Source organism: Neolewinella antarctica, assembly GCF_011927835.1.
GTDB lineage: Bacteria > Bacteroidota > Bacteroidia > Chitinophagales > Saprospiraceae > Neolewinella > Neolewinella antarctica.
On record NZ_JAATJH010000001.1, the window covers coordinates 889,704 to 912,561 of the forward strand.

General features: G+C 55.5%; 14 protein-coding genes. 5 read left to right on the forward strand and 9 right to left on the reverse strand.

The features are described from left to right. Window positions 1-116: 116 nt before the first annotated feature. A complete protein-coding gene (aroB, locus tag GGR27_RS03650) occupies window positions 117-1,190 on the reverse strand; it encodes a 3-dehydroquinate synthase (protein ID WP_168036023.1) in 1,074 nt (357 codons plus the stop codon). A gap of 60 nt (window positions 1,191-1,250) precedes the next feature. Continuing rightward, window positions 1,251-3,209, reverse strand: coding sequence for a serine hydrolase domain-containing protein (locus GGR27_RS03655; RefSeq protein ID WP_168036024.1), 1,959 nt, complete (start codon window positions 3,207-3,209; stop codon window positions 1,251-1,253). Between the two features lie 173 nt (window positions 3,210-3,382). Between GGR27_RS03655 and rmuC the strand changes: the two genes are divergently transcribed. Beyond that, window positions 3,383-4,717: a DNA recombination protein RmuC gene (gene rmuC, locus GGR27_RS03660; protein WP_168036025.1), complete on the forward strand. Its 1,335-nt coding sequence runs from the start codon at window positions 3,383-3,385 to the stop codon at window positions 4,715-4,717. A 20-nt stretch (window positions 4,718-4,737) separates the two neighbouring features. Here rmuC and GGR27_RS03665 read toward each other — a convergent pair whose 3' ends face one another. Continuing rightward, the gene (locus tag GGR27_RS03665) at window positions 4,738-5,151 is read right to left on the reverse strand and encodes a DUF1622 domain-containing protein (RefSeq protein WP_168036026.1); all 414 of its coding nucleotides are present in this window, start codon (window positions 5,149-5,151) and stop codon (window positions 4,738-4,740) included. A gap of 69 nt (window positions 5,152-5,220) precedes the next feature. Here GGR27_RS03665 and rlmF point away from each other — a divergent pair, with 69 nt between their 5' ends. Next, complete coding sequence (rlmF, locus tag GGR27_RS03670) at window positions 5,221-6,114, forward strand: 23S rRNA (adenine(1618)-N(6))-methyltransferase RlmF (protein WP_168036027.1); 894 nt, start codon at window positions 5,221-5,223, stop codon at window positions 6,112-6,114. 264 nt (window positions 6,115-6,378) lie between these two features. Here the strand turns inward: rlmF and xylA are convergent, their stop codons facing one another. From xylA to GGR27_RS03685, 3 genes are all read right to left on the reverse strand, one after another. Then, window positions 6,379-7,692 (reverse strand): xylose isomerase, encoded by a 1,314-nt coding sequence (gene xylA / locus GGR27_RS03675; RefSeq protein ID WP_168036028.1) that lies wholly within the window; start codon window positions 7,690-7,692, stop codon window positions 6,379-6,381. A gap of 172 nt (window positions 7,693-7,864) precedes the next feature. Beyond that, window positions 7,865-8,224 carry a gliding motility protein GldC gene (locus tag GGR27_RS03680; RefSeq protein WP_168036029.1) on the reverse strand — a complete coding sequence of 120 codons (360 nt, stop codon included), beginning with the start codon at window positions 8,222-8,224 and terminating at the stop codon, window positions 7,865-7,867. Window positions 8,225-8,357: 133 nt separating this feature from the next. Next, a complete protein-coding gene (locus tag GGR27_RS03685; RefSeq protein WP_168036030.1) occupies window positions 8,358-9,356 on the reverse strand; it encodes a nucleoside hydrolase in 999 nt (332 codons plus the stop codon). A gap of 299 nt (window positions 9,357-9,655) precedes the next feature. Here GGR27_RS03685 and GGR27_RS03690 point away from each other — a divergent pair, with 299 nt between their 5' ends. After that, entirely contained in the window at window positions 9,656-13,489 is a 3,834-nt protein-coding gene (locus GGR27_RS03690) for a DUF7619 domain-containing protein (protein WP_168036031.1), read from the forward strand. Between the two features lie 155 nt (window positions 13,490-13,644). On the opposite strand, the gene GGR27_RS03695 is transcribed toward GGR27_RS03690, so the two are convergent. Both GGR27_RS03695 and GGR27_RS03700 read right to left on the reverse strand, forming a co-directional pair. Beyond that, window positions 13,645-14,472: an alpha/beta fold hydrolase gene (locus GGR27_RS03695; protein WP_168036032.1), complete on the reverse strand. Its 828-nt coding sequence runs from the start codon at window positions 14,470-14,472 to the stop codon at window positions 13,645-13,647. A 155-nt stretch (window positions 14,473-14,627) separates the two neighbouring features. Beyond that, a complete protein-coding gene (locus GGR27_RS03700) occupies window positions 14,628-15,419 on the reverse strand; it encodes an ankyrin repeat domain-containing protein (protein ID WP_168036033.1) in 792 nt (263 codons plus the stop codon). Window positions 15,420-15,744: 325 nt separating this feature from the next. On the opposite strand from GGR27_RS03700, the gene GGR27_RS03705 reads away from it, so the two are divergent. Next, window positions 15,745-17,844, forward strand: coding sequence for a prolyl oligopeptidase family serine peptidase (locus GGR27_RS03705; protein WP_168036394.1), 2,100 nt, complete (start codon window positions 15,745-15,747; stop codon window positions 17,842-17,844). A 232-nt stretch (window positions 17,845-18,076) separates the two neighbouring features. Here GGR27_RS03705 and GGR27_RS03710 read toward each other — a convergent pair whose 3' ends face one another. After that, window positions 18,077-21,853: a T9SS type B sorting domain-containing protein gene (locus GGR27_RS03710; RefSeq protein ID WP_168036034.1), complete on the reverse strand. Its 3,777-nt coding sequence runs from the start codon at window positions 21,851-21,853 to the stop codon at window positions 18,077-18,079. A gap of 431 nt (window positions 21,854-22,284) precedes the next feature. On the opposite strand from GGR27_RS03710, the gene GGR27_RS03715 reads away from it, so the two are divergent. Further along, on the forward strand, window positions 22,285-22,803 hold the full coding sequence (locus tag GGR27_RS03715; protein WP_168036035.1) for a VOC family protein: 519 nt from the start codon (window positions 22,285-22,287) through the stop codon (window positions 22,801-22,803). Window positions 22,804-22,858: the final 55 nt, after the last annotated feature.

A 22,858-nucleotide genomic window follows, 5' to 3' on the forward strand; every position in this document is an offset into this window, starting at 1 on the left:
GGGAGCGAGAATTACTTGGCTTACCAATGATGGTCCGTGTGAGGCTATTCCGTTTTAAGCCAGGCAAATATTTGCTCGTCCACACTTTCCTTGCACCAGCGGCCGCGCCCACTTACTTATTCCGTAGCTACGGCAAGACTATTGTAATGGCGAATAGCCGACTCGATAACCGGCCGCCCGGCGAATTGATTGATTAGCGCCCGCCCCGGCTCCGCCAGCAAGGTGAAATTGATGCGGTGGTCATCGTTCTTCTTATCGTTCGCCATTAGCGCAAATAGTTGGTCGAACGAACTTTCGAGGATGACCTGGTGACCGTACAGCTTCAGGAAGTACGATTCAATTAGTTGGTAATCAGACACGGTAAGGGTCGCGAGTTGGTAAGAAATCCAAGCCTCCATAATCATTCCCGCCGCAATCGCTTCCCCGTGGAACAGCCGTTGCTCCGTTTCCAAAAAGTACGACTCGATCGCGTGGCCGATGGTGTGACCGAAATTCAATGATTTACGCACCCCACGCTCGAAGGGGTCTTCCAGCACGACCTCCCGTTTGATGTTTACGCTCGCCGGAATGAGCTCCGACCAGTCGACCACCGTCAGATCGATAATCTTCTGAATCCTTCCCCACTGCCCGGCGTCGGCGATCAACGCGTGTTTGATGACCTCCGCAAAACCCGAACGGATTTCCCGCGCCGGCAGCGTACGCAGGAACCGGTGGTCGATCCAGACCGCGATCGGGTCGTTGAACACGCCCAGGCTGTTTTTCAATTCGTAAAAGTCAACCCCCAGCTTGCCACCAACGGAAGAATCGACCTGCGCGAGCAAGGTAGTCGGAATCTGTAAAAAGTCAATCCCCCGCTTGAAAGTGGAAGCTACGAAGCCGGACATATCCTCCAGCACCCCGCCACCCAGGCAAATCGCACACCAACGCCGCCCCACCCCGCCGTCAAACATTTGGGACCATAGCTCCTGACAGGTCCCCAGGTTTTTGTTCAACTCGCCCGGCGCACACTCGATGATGAGTAGTCGGGGATGGTCGAGAAATTTTTCAATCAGCGGCAGGCAATCACGGCGCGTATTCGTATCGACGAAGACGACCCAACCGGCGTACTCCTTGGATTTTAACCAGTCGAACTTAGCCCGGGTTACGTCCCCAAATTCAATGTTATACTTATCTGCTACCGGAAGCGTCATCTGGGTCGTTTAAATTCCGTGCTAAGGTAAGCCCAGCGACCGGCCCGGCCCCGCACGGGGCTACGAATTAACCTCCCACGTATCCAGCGCGCGGTACACCACCCGGCTGACGTGTGACCGAATGGCCATTTCCCGAAACTTAGCGTTCGTGGGGTCTGGATTAACCCGGTTGGTTAGCAGCACGTAGACTAGGTCATTATCGGGGTCGGCCCACACGGAAGTCCCGGTGTAACCGAGGTGGCCGATGGTGTTGGTGCTTACGCCATATTCGTGTGCGCCTCCCCAACGGCCGGCCAGTCGATCGAAGGCGAGCGCCCGGTAATTGTAGGGGCCGTGACCGGTAAACAGCGCAACCGTCTCCGGACGCAAATATTCTTTACCGTGGTAGCTACCGCGGTTGTTGAGCAGTTGAAACAGTTGGCCCAAATCGTGCGCGTTTCCGAACAGCCCCGCGTGGCCACCCACGCCGCCGAGCAGAGCCGCACCTTCGTCGTGTACGTCGCCGCGCAGCAAACCGCCCCGCATCCAGGGCTCATCGATCGTCGGTACGATTCGGTGGGCGGGGAAAGTGGCGTTAGGCTTATACGTCAACCGACGTAAACCCATGGGCGCGTAGAAGTTAGCCCGCACGAATTCGTCGAGTGACTCACCGCTTACCCGCTCTACGATGAGTTGCAGCAGGTAGTAGTTGAGGTCGCTGTACTGGTGCATCGGTTTCTTAGTGTATTCTAACTGACCGGTCAGCGCGTTCTTTACCGCGCCGGGAATTTCACGACCCAACCACTTGCCCGGCCCTAATGGATACGGATACTCAGGACTCGACTCATCCGCCGTGAATTGCCTACTGATGAGTGGTCCGATTGGTAAGTTGGGTTGTAACCCCGTGTGGTGTGACAGCAATTGGTCGATGCGGTAACGTCCTACGAGGTTGCGCTTGAATTCGGGGAGGTAATCCCGAACGCGCTTTTTCAGCGCTAACTCGCCGCGATCGTACAGCTTCATCACCGCCAGACTGGTGGAGGCCGCCTTCGTGACGGAAGCCAGGTCGTACAAATCGGCGTTGTTGACCGCTTGCTTACGGTAGACCTGATGGCCGTAAGCCTTTTCGTAGACGACTTGCCCGCCCTTCATGACCAACAACTGCGCGCCGGGCATGGCCCGGTAGCGGATTCCGCGGTTGATTTGGTAATCGATCTTTTCCAGCTCCTCCCGGTCTACGCCCAATTGCTCGGGTAAGCGGAATCCGGTGCGGTCACCGGTTAGTCGAAAGCCCGCCCCCGCGGCGAACGCGGGCGTGGTGGTTGACAAACGGGCGTCGATTAGTTCCGCCCCCACGAGTGCCTGTGCCAAAAACGCTTCGCTCTCTTTTGACCGCAAGGGGCAATTGATGACGGACCAATCACCCGGCACGCCCGCTAAGCGATCGACGGGCCCGAAGTGGACGACCGTGGTTTGCTGATCGGCCGCACCCCCCAGTTCCAGGTACCACGGCAGGGTGCCGGTGAACTGAGCGTCATCGACCAGAATGACGGTCGGCAGTGCGGGGCTTACCTTCAGCACGTCCGCGACCAAGTCACTGAAAACGACTTCCTGCACGTCGGTGAAACGCGCGAGTAGGTCCAAGAAATAGCCCGGCCGGTGACCCGGTTGGTAAATGACCCGCACGGCGTCAGCGGATAACGGAAGCTTATTCGTGGGGTCGGTAAGTAGAATAGTTTGCCGCAATAAGCGCTCGTAACGCGCTACCTCGCCACGCGCGTCGGCACTCGCAAACGGCCAGTTGTAGCGCACCGCGAGCGTATCTGAACTTGGAATCCGGTTGAGGAGGATACCGAGAGGCGTTGATCTTAAAGAATCAATATTGACGGTAGGTGCGGTAGCGACGACGGCGGCCCGGCTGGGCTCGGCGAACAGTTCAGAGAACCATCCGATGACTTCGTCCACCCAACCGGCGGCGTTGGCGCGGGCGGGTTGGAGTAAGAAAAGTGCCGTAAGTAGTGTAAAAAGAAATGTTTTCATTTGGAAAGTGCGGGAACTCAAAACTAACGAAGAAGCGAGCGTAAGGATGAATCTACGCCGCCCCTTAAGTTTATGCTAACGTAAGATCTGATGTATCGCGTACACAACCAGGAGTTCTTAACTTCGCACGTGGACGTGTTATTTACGGTACACTTGGTAAAAATTTTACGCTTTTGATTACCCCTACCCTATTCTTTCTTGCCCTGGTACTTACGCTCGTAATCGGCGGATTACTGGGCTGGCTATTCGCCCGTACGCGTTTGACGGCCAACTACTTGGCCCGGGAGGAGGTCGGCCGGGATTACGTGCGGGCGGAAGTCCACCAGCAAGTACGCTCGGAGGCCGATCTGCACTACGAAAACTTGCAGGAAAAAGTAAACGGTGAACGGGAGCTGAGCGCAAGCCTGGCGGAAACTCGCTCCGATCTACGCCACCTGAAAACAAAGCTCAGCGACCAACAAGCTGAAATGGAACGCCTCCAGCAGGCAAGCCTCGCCCAGTTCGAGCGCACGGCCGACCGGCTTTTCCAGGAAAAGTCTCAACGCTTCACCGCGCAAAACGCTACCCAGTTGACGAGCATCCTCCAGCCGCTGCGCGAGCGGATAGAGGGGTTTGAAAACCAGGTAGAAAGCAGGTTCCGCGAAGAGACGAAGGACCGCATCAGCCTCCGCGAGGAAATCAAAAACCTCCAGCAACTCAACAGTCAAATCAGCATCGAAGCCAATAACCTCGCCAGTGCCCTGCGCGGCAACAGCAAAACCCAGGGCGACTGGGGCGAGTGGCAACTGCTGACGCTGCTCGAAGCGAGCGGGTTGCAACAAGGTGTTCACTTCGACGCCCAGAGCTCCTACCGCGATGGTAACGAGCAACTTAAGCGCCCCGACTTCATCATCAACCTACCCGACGGCAAACACCTCATCATCGACTCCAAAGTGAGCCTGACGGCCTACGATCGCTACTGCGCCGCGGGTGAGGATACTGATGACCGGAAAATCCACGCCCGCGCACACTTGCGGAGTATGCGGCAGCACGTCCTCGACCTCGCCAGCAAGAATTACACTTCGCTCCACCAGATTACTTCCCCGGACTATCTGCTCATGTTCATCCCCATCGAGCCCGCCTTCGGACTGGCCCTAGCGACCGACCAGGGCATATTCCTCGAGGCGCTGGAGCGTAACGTCGTGATCGTAACGCCCTCTACGCTGCTGGCGACTTTACGCACGGTGAGCTTCATCTGGAAGCAGGATAGCCAGAAGAAAAACGTGCTGGAGATCGCGCGGCAGAGCGGCATGTTGTACGACGGGTTCGTCGCCTTCACCGAGGAACTCCAAAAAATCGGCAAGCAACTGGACCGCGCGCAGGATGCTTACCATTCGGCCTACAAGAAATTGTCGACGGGTGGCAAGTACGGATCCACCCTGGTTGGCCGTGCGGAAAAACTGCGTAAGCTGGGGGCCAAAAGTAAACGCCAGTTAGACCAGCGCTTGCTGGATAAGGAAGAGGAGTGACCCGGTAAAATGCTCAATTCTCACGGGGAGGCATCCGGCCCACCCAGTTGCTCGGCGATCTTGTCCTTCGAGCCGTTGTCTTGCAACTCGATTTCCTTTTCCATTTCCTTGGTCAGGAAGTAATTCAGGACGGTCCGGATGACGGCGATGGCGCCCAGTTTACCGATCGAGTCCCAGTCCGGGGCAATGGCCGTTCCTAAAATGTCGGCGGCCAGTTGAAACTCGAGCGCGACCACCAGGTAACGAGCTAAGCTCAGGCGGAGTGGGATATTATTGTCGTTGTGCCCCAGGAACAATTGCCCTCCGTACCGGGCCAAACTGATGATGACGCCCCACCCGATGATGAGTACTCCCGCTACTTCTACCACCAGCTTCAGCCAATCCGCCGCCCGGTAAACAAAAGTCTCACTCGACCCGAATAGCGTTTCCTCCATGCTAAGCCAACCCGGACTTCCCACGCGATGTTTGTCCCGGTTGCCGCCCTCCTCCCCACAATCTCGCCCATGCACCCCAAGAACCGTTACCACGCCGACCACGATTTTCCGGCGCTCGCCCGCGTAGTCCCGGAGCTAACCGCCCACTTCATCACCACGCCGGACGGGCGGATTAGCCTAGATTTCCCCCACCCCGATGCCGTGCTCCAACTCAACCGCGCCCTCCTGCTGCGCGACTACCAACTCAAATTCTGGAACCTGCCCCCCGGAAGCCTCTGCCCCGGCGTCCCCGGCCGGCTGGATTACGTGCACGTTATTGCCGACTTACTAAAAATTTGGGCGCGGCCGCCGGTGCCGGGTAAAAACAGTGGGGAGCAAAAAAAACCCGCAGCAATTACTGGCCTGGATATCGGTACCGGTGCTTCGTTGATCTACCCCATTCTCGGTTCCCACGAATACGGCTGGCATTTCGTGGGCACGGACGTTGAGGACCAGTCTCTAAAAGTTGCCCGCGCGCTCGTGGACTTTAACCCGAGGCTCGCGGATAAAATCACCCTACGCAAACAAGCGGACGGTGCGAAAATATTCAGTGGCGTAATCCGTGGGGACGACCGGTTCGCATTTTCCACGTGCAACCCACCTTTCTACGCTAACGCCGACGAGGCTAAACAAGCTTCCGAGAAGAAGTGGGCAAAACTTGGTAACGACACCAAAACTGGCTACAACTTTGGCGGCCGCGCCAACGAATTATGGACGCCCGGTGGCGAGCCCGCCTTCCTCAGGCGGATGATCAAAGAATCAAAGGAGTTTGCGCAGCAGGTCGGCTGGTTCACCACGCTCGTTTCCCAAAAAAGCTATCTCCGGGCGGCAAAGGAATTGTTGGGCCGGGCCGGGGCAACGGTCAAAATCATTCCGATCGGTCAGGGAGGGAAAATCCGGCGGGTGTTAGCTTGGCATTATTGACACAGCGGGATTCACATCAACTCACCCGCTAGGCACCGGCTACTTCTACGGACGACGGGCCGTCTCGGCGCGAGATGCAGGATAGCTACTCATATCGGGTTTGCTCGTGCCGGGACGACGCATCGTCCGAAGTCAACTTACTGCTAGTCCGCTGTAACTCCCGAACCAGGCAATTCTTCCTTAAGATTAAGCAAATGAGAAAGCGGGCAAAGAATTTCTTCCTCACCCGCTCAGAACTTTACCGTGAGGTTGATGCGTAGAAGTTTAGCTGTACTGGGTAACGATATTCTCGTAGAGCTCCTGCCGGCCGCTGGTCATTGTGGGTTCGCCCTGCTTCCGACCGAGTTCGGCCAATTGCTCCAGCGTCATCTTACCGTTTTCGTAGCTGGCACCCTGGCCCGCGTCAAAGCTGGCGTAGCGATCCTGACGCAGTGCCTTATACTTGCTGGAGGTAAGAATTTTGTCGGCGGCCACGAGCGCGCGGGCGAAAGCATCCATGCCTCCAATGTGGGCGTGGAAGATGTCCACCAGGTCCGTCGAGTTCCTCCGGGTCTTAGCGTCGAAATTGACGCCGCCGCCCTGAATGCCACCACCTTCGAGGATGACCAGCATGGCCTCCGTCAGTTCCGGCACGTTGGTGGGAAACTGGTCGGTATCCCAACCGTTCTGGTAATCTCCCCGGTTCGCGTCGATGCTACCGAGTAGCCCGTCGGCTACGGCCACGGCAATCTCGTGCTGGAAAGTGTGCTGAGCCAGCGTGGCGTGGTTGACTTCGATGTTGAGCTTGAAGTCGTCCATGAGGTCGTACTTCCGTAGGAACCCGGAAACGGTCGCGCTGTCAAAATCGTACTGGTGCTTGCTCGGCTCGAACGGTTTTGGCTCGATGAAGAACGTACCGGTGAATCCCTGGCCACGCGCGTAATCACGTGCCATCGTCAGAAATTGTGCCAGGTGATCCACTTCCCGGCCCATGTCCGTGTTGAGCAGGCTCATGTAACCTTCCCGACCGCCCCAGAAGACGTAATTTTCACCACCTAGCTTGATCGTTGCGTCGATGGCGTTTTTTAACTGTGCGCCGGCGTAGGCGACAACGTTGAAATCAGGGTTCGTACTAGCGCCGTTCATGTAGCGTGGGTTACTGAATAGGTTGGCCGTCCCCCACAACACCTTTATGTCGGTGGCTTCCATTTTCTCCCTGATGTAATCGGTCACTTCATCCAGTCGCTTGGCGTAAGTTTCCAGATCGGCACCGTTTTCTTCGAGGAGGTCGACGTCGTGAAAGCAGAAGTAGTCCAGGCCGAGCTTCTCCATGATCTCAAAACCGGCGTCCACGGCGTTCTTGGCTTCCCGGACGGGGTCGGCGTCACCGAGCCAGGGGTAGCTGGCCGTGCCGGGGCCGAAAGGGTCTCCTCCGGTGTTGCGAAGCGTGTGCCACCAGGCCATGGAAAATTTGAAGTGCTCGGCCATCGTTTTGCCGGCGACGACCTGAGTCTTATCGTAGTACTTGAAAGCCAGCGGATTATCGCTTGCGGGTCCTTCAAATTTAATCTTGGGGATGTCTTGAAAGTAAGTAGTCATGTTGCGAAGAGAACTTGATTCGTATGATGGAACGTGAGCGGGGCGTATTCCCCGTACCGTTACGTGGAAATTAGGCCAGCCTCCGCCAAAGTAAGGTACGGAGTTGTAAAACCCCCACAACCTAGCAAATGCAATCGGTTGGTGGTGCCTAGTTTTATCTTCCTGCCGTCAATTACTTACCGGGCTCCTGCGGAATAGCCCCCGTCGCTTGCCCAAAAAAGAAAGTAAACTGCTGCATCTGATTGGCTAATTCCTTATTGCCGGTAGCCCGAAAGTAGGTGTCGGCCAGGCCGCGCAGGGTCTGGTACATGAACCGGTCCATCTCAACGACCTGCATCTCCTTCGTCCAAAGGTCGATTTTCATCGTTTCCTTCGACTGCTCGTTAAAGATGGCCAGCAACATCCCCTTACAGGCTTCCGCGGGGCCCTTATTGTCGCTCGCCTTCCACTTGATCTCTACGGGCATTTTGGTGTCGTCGAGACCGACTTCAACCGTGATGGTGGAACGTTTCTTAACTGTTGGCTTGGCCATGTTGGCTTTTTTTTGGGTTCGTAGTTTTTATAGCAAGGGGCGAAGGTAAGGTTTGGCGCATACGAACACTCCGATTAAATAGCTACCGAGCAACCATCCACTGAGGTTAGGTGATTGGTACGCCCGTACTTTTTTATTCCAACGCTTCGACTACCTCTTCGAACCAGTTATCGAGCATAGCGACTTCCGTGATGTCGGTACATACTTTGACGTCATTTCCGTCTTCTACCGGAGCGCGGTACTCCTTCAGCATGGCCAGTTGAGGGTCAAACCAGGCCGACACCAAAGCTACACCCGGCAAGAGCTGGCTACTGGGGTCGCCGTCTTGCCCCGTAGCCCGGCGATCGTCACCACCCCAACTACTCATGAGGTACTGGGTAAATCGTGCCTCCCGCGGCAGCTTGGTAGCCAGCTCAGCCCGGTCAACCCGCAGCCCGTCGCCAACCGTCCGGGGCATAACCGTCAACTCCAGGCGGGGGGCGGTGAGCAACAGTTCCAAAGCGATGGGGTCGCTACCGGAACCACCCGCCGTATTTTCGACCAGACCCGTCGCCCCGTGGTAATCAAAGCCGAGGTAATGAACGTGGATGACCGGTATAATTTCGGGGTCGAGCAAGATTGCGCTCGCAACATTAGTGCAGGAGCCGAGCACGAAAATGTGTAATTTATTCCGAGAGCTCGCCCGGGAGGCACGCTCCACGATGAAGGCGGCGGCGCGGGATTTGAGGGGTTTGTTCTTGGCGGAGAGGGGTCGATTGCTCCCCACCAATGTTCTCATATCCGGCCGCAACGTCAAACGGGCTAACTCTTCGTTGATCGCTTGAGCTGCGTCCGCGGACCGGGCGGCGGCCAGGGGCGCGTCGTGGTACTGAGACGCGGTGATGCCGGCCAGGCGGGGGCCGGTCTTTCCCCGGTCGTCGCGGGCCAATGCTCCGACGATGGCAAATACGTCGTCGACGCCGTTGCCCGTACCGGCGTCGATGATGTATTCGGTGGTAGCGTTGGGTGCGTCCGCGCTGACGACGTTTCCGTAATCCCGGTCGCCAATGATGTTGCGGAAAAAGTAGATGACACCGAGAACCGTAAACACGGCTACGGCAACAGCGACGATGGTGGGAAGTGATCTTTTCATGGGCGGGGTTTCCGGTTGGGCGGGCATGTTTGAAACCGCCGAAGTCCGGTGGGGTTGCGTCACCCGGGGCTTACGCGCAACCGCCACGGTCACAACAATTATGCGCGGCCGCGGGTGCCGGAAAAATTGGGAAGAAGCAGTGAGCGAGCCGCACTAACCCCGCTCCGCATTTTTCCCAATCCTCAATGCATCCCGCGACCGCGCCCTAACTGCGAGCAAAACCTGGCGAAATAACTAGTATGGCAAAAGTGTAACGGAAGTAATTCTCGGGTCATAAGACCGTGTACCAACGCACGACTATGAAGCACTTTCTACTTAGTTTCCTTCTACTATCCACGCTGAGTCTGACCGCCCAGGACATCAGCCGCCTCGAAAACTACCTGGTGGGCACGCGCATCACCTACCTCACCGGTCAGTGCGGCGAGGAAGTACCGGAAGCCGCCGGCCGACTCTCTTTCTGCGACGCTAAGGGGAACCTGGGCATCGTCACCCACAGCCTCGGGCTGAATGGCCGGGGCGTCCTGCAAATGCTGCCCAATAACTACAACGACAGCGAAGTGTACGTGACCCGCGGCGGCATTTCGATCCGCCACGTGGACGGAAGCTGGGAAAACGTACCGAACGTGGCCGCCGAAGTGATTTACGACGATGATCCGCCTTCCAACGACGGCACCATTGAGACGGGCGTCGTAGCTAAGAACGGGTTGATTTACTTCACCGTCCGTACGCGCCGCCGCCGGATCGTAAATACTTACGACCTCATTACCAAGCAAATTACCTCCGTACCGATGCCGCGGACCGGCGGCATGAATTTACTCGCCTACGATGAGGAAGACGATGCCGTTTTCGCCCTGTTGTCAGAATTCAGAAATGTGGACCTGTACCGTTTGTCCCCCACTGGTTCCGAACTCGTCAATAATTTAGATGACTTACCCGGCACGCTATCGGTGTCGATCAACACGAACAAGTTCAGCGCCCGGGGAGACTCGCTCTACTTCAGTGGCCCCCGCGGGCTTTACGCGATCAACAAAGACAACTACGGAAATACACTGTACGACAACTCGACCACCGGGCGGCTGCCGTTCGATCGGGTGAACGATTTTGAGTTCGCCGCCGACGGTACGTTGTGGATGGCGCAAGGTGACCGGAACAATGGTGCGCTGGTCCGCTACGATCGTGCCATGAATAGTTACGATGAGTTTGAAATAGTGGTACCGGAACAAAATAATCCACTCATAGTGACCAGATTTGACGATCTCGCCATCCTTAACGACGGACGTATTTCCGCGGTGGCAAGTAACTTCTCCGCGATAATCGACCTTGACGTGAGCGGCCCGCAACCCGTGTGGTCCTACATTGATATGGACAGCACGAACGCTCTTGCCACTCCCATCACCTACCGACCCAACCAAGTCGTCCGCCACGCCGGAGCCATCTACTACCTCACGAACGATTTCTCTACGGGGAATAATGGTAATAACGAAGTACTCATCCGCCGCAATGACGGTAGTTGGGATACGCGGAACGATAACCGCCCCACGAACATCTCTTATCACGACGTCGAGCGGTTTCAGTACTTCGTACCTACGCTGCAGGGCGGGATGTATTTATACAGTGCGGACGATGACATCATCAGTTACGTCGGGCCCGACGGAAACCTACGGTCCAGCCAACACCGCAACATTCCCTACCGAACACCCACCGTGGACCAGGAAGGGCGACTGGCTTTCGCCGCGGCGAGTGGTTCGACGCCTAACTACCAATTGCTGGATTATCCATTCGTTAGATCGATCGGTAAAGTACGCTACGGAAATAATTTAACCGCCGCTTACGGTAACGTTGTCGCTTTTTTCGAGCGTACCAAGGGCGTTTACACCCGCACCGTAAACGGCAGCGTAGTAGCACTTGATACGTTGCCCGACCCAACTAGTTACGCCGACTACTATCATTTTGGCGTCGACAGTAAGGGCGTCGCGTGGCTGGCCAGTCAGGATCGGGGGCAGGGCATGGAGTTCGTCCGTTACGACCCCGCCACGGGTGCGGCCGACCGCTTTAGCCCCAGTCTGAAGGTTGGGAGCCCGACTAAAGTTATTTCCGCGCCCGACGAGCACGTGTACTTCATTGGCAACCGGGGGGTAATCCTTTACGATGGTACCAGTTTTCACGGTATTTCCAACACGGACGACGCGCGGCTTCAGTCCGTAGCCGATGCCGTCGTTGATACCGAAGGACGGTTGTGGATAATGACCGGTCAGGGCGACCGTATCCACCGCATCACGAATTTTGCTACTAACCCGACCTTTTCAACCGATACCCTTAAGCAGATATTACCACTCATCACCGTCAGCGGCGGCGCCAGCATGGCGCTTGACCACAAAGGAGATATATGGATAGAGGGCGTGACATCCGTCTGGAAAATTACGGACCAACTGACCGAACCTTTCTTCCGGCCAGCCGGTGGCGGACGGACCCTGAGCGGACGCGTCTACGTGGACACTAACGGTAACGGGACCGTGGAGGAGGACGAAACGGTTTATAACCAGGTGGTGGCCGTCTTCACAAATGGAAGGGTTCGGCAAACAACCACGGACCGGGAGGGGCGCTACGTCTTTCTGCTGGACGGCGAGAGCGGTGATTACCGGATTACCCTGCCCGTGCTCGGCCGGGCTTACGGCGCGGATATCCGCCAGCAAACCGTGACCGTAGATAATACGGACGGAGACGTCGCGGGGCCGGATTTTGCGCTGTTCATCAAAAATTACAGTAGTCTCTTTTTTCAAACGGCCAACCGTAGCGGGATGTGGGGGTTCGACCGCGATGGTTTCGAAAATAGCTTTACTACGGCCGTCACCAATTTGTCGACCACGGATGCTTTTCGGGATCTGGAAATAGACTTCAGCTATTACAACCTACAACCCGGGACGGGCAACACACTACCGGAAGTAAAGAAGGTCACCGTCACCCGCCTGACCCCGAATGGCGCCACTACCTTGGTGGATGAAATACGGATCGACCCACAAACGCACCGCTGGTCGCTGCCCGACGTAAAGCCCACCGCGTACGTGCGGGAGGACCTAAACTTACTGCCGGAAATCAGAGAGGTGGAGGATACCGTCACGACCAGTATGATCGTCGACCGCCTCGAAGCACGGCAAACCCTCATCATCAAAATTGAAACCGACCTGTACGCTGCTTCCCGCACCGGAACCACGATTGGATACGGCCCCCGGCGGACCGACAGCCCGGATTTCAACCCGAACGATGACCCCAACCTGAGCAACGGTCCTTACTTCTTCTACCCGTCGGAAACGGATAATCTGCCGCCGGGAGATTTCTACGATGACCCGAATAGCCCCTACGTCGACCCCAGCGACATTTACGAGCCCGCTCCTTACCTCGACCCCGCGGACGTCTACGGTCCTTCACCCTACCTGTCACCCGTCCGCAGCTCCTACGACCCCAACGACAAACTCGTGGACGGTGGACTGGCCAGCGGCGTTAACGATACCGGACTGGCGACCAACTGGTTCACCTACACCATCCGCTTCGAAAACTCCGGCAACTTCTCCGCAAAGGACGTTTACGTAGTAGATACGATTGATGGGTTGCTAGAGCCAAGTTCGCTTAACCTACTGGACGCCAGTCACGACGTAGCGGTCGACTACAAACTTAGCAACGATAGCGTTACCGTACTCAGGTTCAATTTTGAGGACATCTATCTACCTTTTGTGGATAGCCTCAACGACGGCTACGTCCGTTTCGCCCTGCGCAGTAAAGACGTTAAGGCGATCGGTGACACGATTACCAACCAAGCCGCGATCTACTTCGATCAGAACCCGGCCATCATCACCAACGTGGTGCGCAACCGGTTCATCGAAATTATTTCGGACGTGCGCGAGCTAAGCCCCGGGCAGATTGATCTATCGGTATTTCCCAACCCGGCATTCGAGTCCGTGAATATTCGTAGCGAGCACCGTATTCTTGACGTGGATCTACTCGACGTACGCGGACAGTTGATCAGCAAGAACGGTGCGACTTCTGTACTGTCAGTGGGGCACCTGCCGAGTGGCGTCTATTTACTACGGGTGACTACCGACCGCGGGGTCGGCACCCGGAAGTTGATTTTGCGGTAATGCAGCCCGCATTTGTTTTCGGCCGCCCAAGCGCACGTAAATTGACTGCGACGGCTAATTCAGAAAAAGCCCCTTCACGAACGTTCGTGAAGGGGCTTTTTAGTTCCGAGACATTGAAGAGCCCAACTTAAAGTAAGCGGGTACCATCTGCAACACTAGCCAAGAAAGTCAATCAGGATTTTATTCAGCTCGTCCTTATGCGTGACGTTCAAACCGTGCGGAGCGCCGTCGATCGTCTTATAAGTATTGTTCGGGATCAGCTCCGCAGCCTGGTCGCCAGCGGTGGCTTTAGGTACGATATTGTCGGAAGTTCCGTGAACGATCAGGGTCGGGACGGTCACGTTTTTGCACTCGCTCCGGAAGTCGGTCGTTCCCCAGGATTTTGCCGTTTCCAGCGTAGCGCGGGGGCTGGCGTAGGCGGCGATGCTCCAGTCGTATTCGAGCTGGCCTTCGCTGACGTCGTGGTTGAGAAGCTTATAATTGTAAAAGTTCTTGACGAAGGTTTTGAGGAAGCCGACGCGGTCAGTTTTCAGCGCGGTCATGATGCCGTCGAGTTCGGATTGCGGGACGCCGTCCGGGTTATCGTCTTTCTTGAGCACCAGGGGAATAATCGAGCTGATGAGCGCGGCCTTACTGATGCGGTCGGCACCGTATTCCGTGAAGTAGCGAACTACTTCGCCACCGCCCATGCTGAAGCCGACGAGCGTTACGTCTTGCAAATCAAGTTTGAGAATGAGCGCGCGCAAGTCGCTCGCCAAAGTCGTGTAATCGTAGCCGCTCCAGGGCGCGGAAGAGACGCCGAAGCCACGACGGCTGTAGGAAATGACACGGTGGCCGGCTTCGACGAGGGCGGGGATCTGTGGCTCCCACGCACGGAGGCTCAAGGGCCAGCCGTGAATTAAGATGACGGGCTTACCGCTGCCGTAATCTTCGTAGTGGATGTCGGCGGGGTTTGGTGATTTATCGTTCGTGAAAAATGGCATGTTCGGCTTGTTTTTGTTAGCTGATGTCCTTCCAAAACGCGGCTGCCCGGAGGGGAGGTTCGTTTCTCGGATAGATTATCAGCTACGGCACGCTAGAACGCCCGATTCCCCGTAAGGAGCACAAGTCGTTGGCGACTGCCTCCCAGCGAAAATTATCAATTGAGCAGGTACACTTCCAGTAAATCCATCATTCGCTGGTCCTGATAAATGACCGCGTAATCGTAGGCGGTGTCGCCATCGTTATCCTGAAAATCTTCATCAACGAGGTCTTTGCGGAGCAGGTACTCCACAAAATCATAGGCCTGATCGAGAACGGCGTTGTGAAGTAGGGTACGATTGAAGTTGCAGTTTTCGTCCAGGGTGACACCGCGGGAGAGGAAGAATGTGAGGGTGGCCGAATCGCGGGCGGCGTGGATGGGTTTGCACCCGAGGTTGGGGATTTCGTCGCGCTCTTCGGCGTCGGCGCCATCGGCCAGCAAGCGCTCGATTAACGGTAAGTTCCCCGTCTTTACCGCGTAGTGTAGCAGTGGTTGGTAGCCGTTGACGTTGCTGAGTTGGGGGATGGTGCCATCCGCGCCGGCGGCCTTCAGTAGCTCGTAGGCGGCGACCGATCCATCCGCGCAGTACAGGGCCTCCACGAGTGGCGTGCTGGTATCGAAAGCAATGTCCGGATTTGCTCCGTCGGCGAGGGTCTGACGCATCAGTGCGGTATCACAGCCGGCCGCCGCGAGGAATAGCACGTGGCTTTTCCCCATTTTCTGCGGGGGTAAACCCCGGTGGGTAGGTCCGTACACGTCGAGGTGACTAACGTCGTAGCCGGCGATTTCATCGACTTTTGCCGTGGGGTCCGGCTCCGTGATTTCGGGTAGCACCAAAACTTCATCCGGGGTAGGTTCGGCGCACTGGAACAGCAGGGCGACGAATAGAAAACAAGGGTATTTTAGCATGGACGCTAAGGTATGGTCCGTGCGGTAAGTAGGGCGCGGCCGCAGGTGCCGGGGTGATTTCGTAAGAAGAAAAACGGGCTCGCTCGCTTGCGGTAGATCGTGCCCGGTTCGCAGCACGTTTGCGCTTTGTCCGGGAGCACACGTTAAAAAAAGAGCACACAAACAATTGGCTCGACGCCGTAAAGCGCAGCAAATCTGTTTGGCCGTCGCGTGGATCGCTATCTTAGTCCCCTCAACCAAATAATCAAGTACCGTGAACCGACTCCTCCCCCTGCTCCTTTTAACCCTCGCGCTCTGCACCTGCGACCGCGACAAAAAGGACTCCATGACGAAAGATGCTGATTACCCGAAAATCGACGTAACCTATCCGGAAACAAAAACCGTCGACCACACCGATGACTACCACGGCACCACGGTTACCGACGAATACCGCTGGCTCGAAGACGACAACGCCGAGGACACCAAAGCCTGGGTGACCGCCGAGAACGAAGCCACTTTCGGTTACCTCGACAAAATTCCCTTCCGCTCGCAATTCGCGGACCGAATGGAAGAACTGGTCGACTACCCACGGATCGGCGCGCCGAACAAGGTGGGCGACTACTACATCTTTTCCAAGAACGACGGCCTACAGAATCAGTCCGTTTATTACTACAAACAGGGGGACGACGGCGAAGAGAAGGTGTTCATCGACCCCAACTCGCTGAACGACGAAGGGACGACCTCCATCGGCTTGCTCGGAGCCGACAAAGCGAACAAATACATGGCCTACAACCGCAGCGAAGCCGGCTCCGACTGGAGCACGATCCACGTGCGGGACATCGCCACCAACACCGACCTCGACGACAAGCTTCAATGGATAAAATTCAGCGGCGCGGCCTGGTACAACGACGGCTTCTTTTACAGCCGCTACCCCGCCCCCCAGGAAGGCGAAACACTGAAGGGTAACAACCTGATGCACTCCGTCTACTACCACAAAATCGGTACCGAGCAGAGCGCGGACAAACTGATTTACGAAGATCGCGAGAATCCGACCTACTACAACTCCGGCGGCACGACCGAGGAAGAAGACTACTACATCCTCTACTCCTCCCCCGGCACGGACGGCTTCAGCGTCTACTACTACCCCCTCGACGGCAAAAACCTACCCACGGGAGCGCCACAACTCCTGTTCGGTGGCACGTCCAACAAGAGCAGCGTCGTCCACACCGAAGGCAAGGATTTCTGGGCCCGCACGGACATCGATGCGCCGAACTACCGGTTGATCAAGATGAACCTGGACAACCCGGAGCCAGAAAACTGGGTCGAGGTACTTCCCGAAACCGAGAACCTGCTGGCTAGCGTTAGCACCGGCGGCGGCCAGCTATTTGCTAACTACCTGGAGAAAGCGACCGATCGTTACTACCGGATGGATTTCGACGGCGGCAACCGTACGGCCATCGATCTACCCGGCCTCGGCAGCGCGGGCGGCTTCAGCGGGGAGAAGGACGAAAAGAAACTGTATTACGGCTTTACGAGCTTTACCTACCCTTACACCATCTTCGAATACGACGTGGAAACGGGCGAGAGCCAGCCTTTCTTCGAGCCGGCGCTGAAGTACGATCCGGAAGATTTTGTGGAAAAACAAGTTACTTACACTTCCAAGGACGGTACGCCCGTGACGATGTTCCTAGTCCACAAAAAAGGTTTGGAACTCGACGGAAATAACCCGACTTACCTCTACGGTTATGGCGGGTTCAACATTAGCTTAAGTCCAAGCTTCTCCGCCTTCCGCATACCGATGCTGGAGAACGGCGCTGTGTACGCGATGGCGAACCTTCGTGGCGGTGGCGAGTACGGCGAAAAATGGCACCAGGGTGGCATGCTGAAGAATAAGCAGAACGTCTTTGACGACTTCATCGCCGCCGGGGAATACCTGATCGAAGAGGGCTACACGCGCAGAGAAAAACTCGGCATCGCCGGTGGCTCCAACGGTGGCTTACTGGTGGGTGCGGCGATGACGCAGCGGCCGGACCTGTTCGCCGTAGCCTTCCCCGCCGTTGGCGTGATGGACATGCTGCGCTACCATAAATTCACGGTGGGTAAGGGGTGGATCCCCGAGTACGGGAGTAGCGAAGATGAAGACATGTTTCCCATCCTTAGGGCTTACTCACCGCTACACAATATTGAGCCAGGCGTCGAGTATCCCTCCACGATGGTGACGACGGCGGACCACGACGACCGGGTCGTGCCGGCGCATTCGTTTAAGTACGCTGCTAAGCTGCAAGCTGCCCACGCCGGGGATAATCCGGTGCTGATTCGCGTGGCCGTGGACGCGGGGCACGGAGCGGGTAAGCCCATCTCGAAGACGATTGAAGAGCAGGCGGATATCTGGTCGTTCTTCTTTTACGAGACTCGATCGCCGGTTATCTACGGGGTGAAAGGGTAATTTTCACCTCAGCAACATCAATAGTTGCCCTTCACTGATCCAAACACAAATCCACGCCCAATTTCTTGTGGCGTGGATTTGTGTTTTGTGGATGACTGGTTGCAAAGGAATGGCGCGGTACTGCTGCTCTCTTCAATTACAAAATCGCCTGGTAAATTTCGGTGCTATTTTGCGTACGCCTAATCCATAACTATGTCCGGGGTTTATAATCAGCCTTAGCATCCCAGTTGAATTATCGCAACACGTTAACCGTGCCGCTGAGGTCGAGGGTAGACTCATCAAAATAAGTTAATCTTGCCCGCCACACGTAGGTGCCTGATTCAACGGGTTGGTTGCTTCCGTTGAGCCCCGCCCAACCAGCGTCTATGTCGTTAACGTTGACGCCCGTTTGCTCGTAAACGAGTCCACCCCAACGATCGTATATCTGTAACAGCCCGATACTAACGACTTCTCTGTCCTTGGCCTGTAGGGTGAAGAAATCGTTCACCCCATCGTTGTTGGGGGAAAAAGCCGTTGGGGCGTATATGGGCCTGCCCTGCTGTACCAGAATGCTGAGTTCGTCGAAGGCCGTACAGCCAAGTTCGTCCGTGATGGTAACGACCAAGTCAGTACTAACCTCGGCCCGAAAAAGCAGACTCCGGCTGACCGAGTCAATTTCACTCGCTAAGCCGGTAACGTTCGCACTGGAGATTACGGTAGCGTTGGTGATCAACGGAAGGTCGATCAAATCACCGAACTGTGCGTCGATGTCGGGGCCGATTTCAAGCCGCAAGCTATCGGGCTGTACGATGATGACCGTGGTGCTGTCACTTGAGCATCCGTTTTCATCCTGTACCACAAAGCTGTAGGTACCCGGACCAAGGTTAATTAACGGTTCGCTCGCGTTAAAGAAAGTATTATCGTTATTGTAGCGAAAGGTCAAGTTACCCGTGCCGCCGGTAGCATTGACGAGGATGGCACCATCCGCAAAGCCAAAGCACGATACCGAATCGACCACGGGGGTGGAACCGAGGGGAAGCGGAAAAACGTATTCAAGGGTATCCACGCCCACGCAGCCTTTCTCCGAAGTAACCACTACCGTGTTTATGCCTTCGTTAGCGAGTACAATAGTGTCTGAGAATCGCTGACCATCGTTCCAATTAACGGTCGCACCAGTTGGGCTATTGATACCAATTTTCTGAACCCCACCGGGGCAGTTGTCAGGAGCGGACGCAATAACCGGTTCGGGAGATTCATCGACCTCTAAGCTAATGTCCAGGTTCGTGATACAGCCCAGGTCGTTTACTGCTCTGGCGGTGTAAGTGCCCGCTTGATTTGTATTCAGTTCCGCGGTAGTTTGCTCAACTGGTGTTGCGTTCGTCCAGAATATGTTCGAAAAAGTGTCCGTGGCCGCAGTTATTTGAATGCCCTCGCTACTGCAGGAAAGATAAATATTATCCGTCGCCGTGGGCGATAGATCAATTGAGGGGAGTACGTTGCGCCCGGGAACAAGAATATCGGCCGTTAAGGGGCAGCGATCCGTTGTTACATTCAGCGTATATATTCGGTCCGTGCTGTCCGGCGTCACCACAATTTCATTTCCTTGCCCGACCGCAGTTCCATCTTGGTCGAGCCAAGTAAATTCACCCGGGAGCGTATCCGTAAAGAGGCGAACCGTGGGCTCGCAGGTGTAAGAATAAGCTAACTGCTCGGCCAAATCGCGAACTTCCACTTCAAAATCAGAAGTGACGCCACACGCATCTTCGATAACGAAACTGGCAAAGCCAGTTTGACGTGAAGGCAGAGTCAAACTAACCCCTTCCCCGACACCGTAGGTAGCCAGGACCTGAGTACGGTCGTCATTGTCGAGTTCACTGATGGTATACGGTCCGAATCCAAACTGGGGAGTTAGACTGAACTGCGCCTCGTTGGTACCTTCGCAGAGATAATTGTCCAACACGGCTACTTCAATGGGTAGGTAAGCCGGCACGGTGAATGACATGGTGTCGATTGGGCAACCCGCACTACCAAAGCCAAGCCCGACGCCAACGGTATAATCTCCGGGAGCGAGTCCGGTAATGATACTATCCCGGTAAACGCGGCCATTGATTACGAAGTAGTCAGACTGCCCGTTTGTAATGCCCGTTAACAAATCTAAATTTTCGAAATAGTCTCTCCACTCTTCCCCAGTTCGACGGAAGGCACTGACGGTAATCGTGCCGCCTTCCGGGCAGACGGAATTTACCGTGACGGAATCAATTCTTTGCTCGACCAAGTCCGGTAGATCGATCTGCTTACTTCCACAGCGGGATAGAGATGTAATCAAGTAGCTTCCGGGAGAGACAACGTACGGGGGCGCAAAAAAACTACACTCACTCACACCAAAATTAAGCAGTAGTGTGTCAATACTCGAATCGTCAGCTGATCTTATCCGGAAGGGACCATCGTTGCTATTAAGTAGGATATTGTAGACTAGCCCGCATTCACCATTGATGTCCTTGGCGTAGCTGGGGTTAATTGTGATTGCTGGTTCGAAGGGAGTTACACCAACGAGCTCAACGGTATTTTCTAGGTCAGTTACCGTGCAGGAGTTACTCAGCTTCACGGTGTACGTACCGCTCGTTAAGTTCGTAAATAAACCTGACGAATTGGGCACCTTGATTTGTTGCCCCGTGTCGTCGAAAAGAGTAAACACGTGCGTAGGGTCCTTGACTAATCTTCTGCTCTCGGTTCCGTTATCACAGTTAAAGAGTTGAGTAGCGTTTGCGATAATACCGTCACAAGTCGAGATTAATTCAAGTACGACGGTATCACGACAAGTTGTTCGATCCCCACAATCGTCTTCGATCACGATCCGGTTTCGCCCAATCGTCATCCCCTCGGAAAACTCCGCGGGTTGCTGTTTACTTTCTAATACTACCTGTGGTTCACCGGGGCAGGTCTCACACGTAATGATTACCGGATAACTGGCATCTGAATCACAGGTCCTTCCTACGGTCAACTCTAGAGTTGGGTCGCTGCAATTTTGCGCCGGTGTGGGAGTAGTCAATTGATTTGGCGTGTAGGTTGACCTTCCCCGAATTATGTTACCACACGCATCTTCCGTTATTAATGAAACGGACTGCGTCCCGGGAGGTATGCCCGTAATCACCGGATCCATGGATTCAATAATAGTGCCATCCGCGTTCAATCTGAAAGTCAACGGAGCATTTACTCCCGTGCCCACCGACACGGTAGCAGTTCCTTCAAAAAAATTCACGCAGGATAACGTGGCGTCGCCTCTTCGATCAAGGTTCAGTGGCCGGATGAATGGTTCGTTTCCGCAAGTACCCTGAATTTCTACCGTAGGGTCGCACCCGATCTGATCGAAAGAGAAAAAACCGTTGTTGTTGTTAAAGCTTCCTAAGCTACTGGTTAGTGTGTAAGTAAATGGCCCAACGCCGGTCTGCGCCGTGACCTCGACGCCCGTGTCCGTTCTGACTCTAGTAAAACCCCGCACAAAAACGGTGCGGCCATTTAGCGAAAAAGTACGGCTATTTCCACATTGATCAAATACAACGCCCGACGCAACCTCACCACCAAGATCGGAGAGGGTCAGTGCATCCGGTGAGGTTATCGTAAAGCTTCCGGTATTCGTAATGCTGTAATCGTACACGTAGGGTCCCTGCCCGCCCCTAGCGGTCACTACTGCATCACAACCGGAGAAGCTAGTACGCACCGATAAGGGCGTTGTGTTGGCAGCGATGTTAAACGAAGAGGTATCCCGCTCTCCCGAAAGCCGGTCCGACGTAATCAGTACGTAATCGCAGCCCTTTAGCCGCGTGAAGTTCGGCCTCGATTGAGCGGGGAAAAAATCACCGCATACGTTACTTAACTGGTACCGGAAGTTGCCACTGCCCCCGCTAGTTGTCACCGAGGCCGCGCCGTTACCTCGGCAGTTCGCGTCCGTAGCAGACACGGAGGTAGTAAAGGCCTGTGCGGAAAGAGCAGAGCAAAGCAAGAGTGAGAATAACGTGTAAACTAATTTCATAGGAGAGGTTAAACGTGCAGTAGTGCCCGAGGCAAAGTACTAACGGCCGAAAGCGATCAACTTACGGACTGAGAATGAAACTGGATTTGATCAAGTCTGAAGTAGTAACGGTAAACATTTCATCTGAATTATGCCAGTGCTAAAATCACCGAGCATGCTCCAGTAAGCGGGCTCCTTCGCGGAGCAATGCAATGAGGCCGCAAAGATAAGGAAACATTGGGACGTCGCTGCTTTACGGCAGGCACACCCCACCCTGGCAAGCAGTCGGATACTGCTTACTTTACCGGCTGATTTACCTAATTTGAGCGGTACGAAGTGGTAGCCGGCTAACGAAAAAGCGGGCACGCCGCTCACTTCTCTAATCGATCGCTGCTTCGTCACCTCTCGGTACTCGAGTTTTCAGCCGAACACCATCACCCCAACACGAAAACGTGCCCCTACCCGACCCCACCCCCTTTCTCACCGGCCTATTCAATCTCCTGGAACAAACGCCCGGCCAGTTCGACCACCTGTACCTCGACCACATTTGCTACCGGGTCACCTCGACACCGGAATACGAGCGGCTGCGAACCGAACTGAGCGGGGCGAACCGACTACTCATTGAAAGTAACATCGGTGGGCGGCCGATCGCGACCTTTCACCTAAGTCACCCCTTCTCGTTCCGGGGGAGAGAAATTTCGGTCCTCGAGTTACCCGCCCCAAAGATGGGTAGCCCCTACGCCAATGGCTACGAACACGTGGAGCTCGTGACCGATCGACCGCTAATAGATTTTGTGGTCGCGTTGACCGACGATTTCGGGATAGATCAGAAGCAACTGGACACGGCTGGCATGAAGAAAGCGCGCAATCGGGACGTTAGGCTCGAACTCGCAGCCGGCGTCAGCGTCAAATTCCACGAACGGTCCCTCGCGGAGGTGATCGCGACCGAATTGTCGGCGACGAACAATTAACCGGCACCGGAGGCGTCCTACCTTACGGTAGTTCACCACCGCTAAATCTAAGCCC

What these genes read in the sequence shown, in the direction of transcription:
- aroB (WP_168036023.1), bottom strand. Translation starts at nt 1,190, where the DNA reads ATGACGCTTCCGGTAGCAGATAAGTATAACATTGAATTTGGGGACGTA.
- GGR27_RS03655 (WP_168036024.1), bottom strand. Translation starts at nt 3,209, where the DNA reads ATGAAAACATTTCTTTTTACACTACTTACGGCACTTTTCTTACTCCAA.
- GGR27_RS03665 (WP_168036026.1), bottom strand. Translation starts at nt 5,151, where the DNA reads ATGGAGGAAACGCTATTCGGGTCGAGTGAGACTTTTGTTTACCGGGCG.
- rlmF (WP_168036027.1), top strand. Translation starts at nt 5,221, where the DNA reads ATGCACCCCAAGAACCGTTACCACGCCGACCACGATTTTCCGGCGCTC.
- xylA (WP_168036028.1), bottom strand. Translation starts at nt 7,692, where the DNA reads ATGACTACTTACTTTCAAGACATCCCCAAGATTAAATTTGAAGGACCC.
- GGR27_RS03680 (WP_168036029.1), bottom strand. Translation starts at nt 8,224, where the DNA reads ATGGCCAAGCCAACAGTTAAGAAACGTTCCACCATCACGGTTGAAGTC.
- GGR27_RS03685 (WP_168036030.1), bottom strand. Translation starts at nt 9,356, where the DNA reads ATGAAAAGATCACTTCCCACCATCGTCGCTGTTGCCGTAGCCGTGTTT.
- GGR27_RS03690 (WP_168036031.1), top strand. Translation starts at nt 9,656, where the DNA reads ATGAAGCACTTTCTACTTAGTTTCCTTCTACTATCCACGCTGAGTCTG.
- GGR27_RS03695 (WP_168036032.1), bottom strand. Translation starts at nt 14,472, where the DNA reads ATGCCATTTTTCACGAACGATAAATCACCAAACCCCGCCGACATCCAC.
- GGR27_RS03700 (WP_168036033.1), bottom strand. Translation starts at nt 15,419, where the DNA reads ATGCTAAAATACCCTTGTTTTCTATTCGTCGCCCTGCTGTTCCAGTGC.
- GGR27_RS03705 (WP_168036394.1), top strand. Translation starts at nt 15,745, where the DNA reads ATGACGAAAGATGCTGATTACCCGAAAATCGACGTAACCTATCCGGAA.
- GGR27_RS03710 (WP_168036034.1), bottom strand. Translation starts at nt 21,853, where the DNA reads ATGAAATTAGTTTACACGTTATTCTCACTCTTGCTTTGCTCTGCTCTT.